This window comes from Sphingomonas sp. 10B4, from assembly GCF_035019905.1.
Lineage (GTDB): Bacteria > Pseudomonadota > Alphaproteobacteria > Sphingomonadales > Sphingomonadaceae > Sphingomonas > Sphingomonas glacialis.
Window position 1 is genome coordinate 1 of sequence record NZ_JASJVC010000158.1, and the last position, 1,427, is coordinate 1,427.

Sequence of the window (1,427 nt, forward strand, 5' to 3'; positions counted from 1 at the left end):
GCCTCGATCCAGCTCTTTGCACGCCGCATCGCAAGACTATGATATCACCCCGAATAATTATGAATCAGACTCTAAGATAATCCACGTCGTATCTTTGCGGTTTGCACGGTTCGCACAGCGTTGCGATAAAGCCGCCTTTCTTGAGCACCTTCCGCAAGTTGGCGGGCAGTCTAACAGGGTCTGCGAAGTGATGAAGCGCGGAAAAGATTGTGATCGCATCGAACGTCTCCTCGGCGAAGGGAGGCTCGTGCGCGTCGCATGCGATAAAGGCTATCCTGTCGTGCGGCAGAACATGGTCGAAGTAGAGTTGCCCTAATTGTGACAGCGGCGAGCTTATATCGATGGATACGATGTCGCTATCTCGCAGGATATGGCATTGCGGGTGTATACCGCCGCCCACCTCTAAAACACGCTTTTTACCTGAGATTGTAGCTAGCTGATTTTCGACCATCGCTAGGCCAACCTTGTGATCGTCTGCATAGCTGGCATCATGGTCGGTATAGTTAAAGAGAGTAGAAGTCGTGTCGATGTTGTTCAATGTGACTGGTATCGTTAGGCAAGACTCTTCGAGCCACCGCACCCCTTCGATAACTAATTGAAATATAATTTGATAATTTCCGCCTTGGCGTGGGGTGCGGATGTCACAAATCACCGTTACCGAATTTCCCGGCAATAGATCAACGGGCAGCGGTGAGCGTAATCCTTCGAAATGAACAACTTTGCCTTTGGTATCGAGCCAATGATATGAAATATAGACGGCGTTTTCGCCACTGCTATTGATGGCTGCGGGGCCATCGTTCCTGATTCGCACGCTGCGTGTCAGGTTGGTGCCAACCGGCATTGTCGGGCCGACATAAGCGCCAACAAACGAGACTTTCGCCGATAGATTGTCAATGACTGGCGTCTCGGGTGCTGTTTCGGGCTCACAGTGGAGGCCAAGGCGATCTGCTAGATCGGCGATTTCAGCAGTGTAAGACGATTCCCCCGCTATGAGGCTAGTGTCGGCAACGGCGGAGGCGACAAGTTGTAGTGCTTCCTCTCCGAACCCAAGCGACTGAGCAACCTTTCGTGAAAAATGGATGTCAGGAACAATCGGCTCTCCGTTATATCGACCATATAAATCGAGGCTTCTATTTTTAATGCGCCAGTTTGATCGCCCCGAACTGACAATCTCTTTGTCAAAAAACAACGGAATTCGATCGACAGGGCAAAGGACACGCTGTTCATCGATCAGCTTTTCTAGAACGGCTGGGACAAGACGACGTATTCTTTTTCTCCCACGGCGCATAATCGGCATTGACCGATTTTGTCGTCCTTATGCTCTTTAGCATCTTCGATTGCAAAGTTTCTTCTAAGAGCCCGATCCGAAACTAAGTTGAGTGGTATCAGCGGGTTAGCTTGACGCCAGCCCAAGTCATTGATTCAGG

The 1,427-nt window shown here is 50.3% G+C and carries 1 protein-coding gene; it reads right to left on the minus strand.

Translation table 11 applies throughout. The annotated features are described in order from the left end of the window. Window positions 1–64: 64 nt before the first annotated feature. Entirely contained in the window at window positions 65–1,297 is a 1,233-nt protein-coding gene (locus QN347_RS19220) for a class I SAM-dependent methyltransferase (protein WP_322161336.1), read from the minus strand. Between the last annotated feature and the right edge of the window lie 130 nt (window positions 1,298–1,427).

Bases quoted from the DNA above. Each gene is read 5' to 3' on its own strand.
- QN347_RS19220 (WP_322161336.1), bottom strand. From the start codon at position 1,297: ATGCCGATTATGCGCCGTGGGAGAAAAAGAATACGTCGTCTTGTCCCA.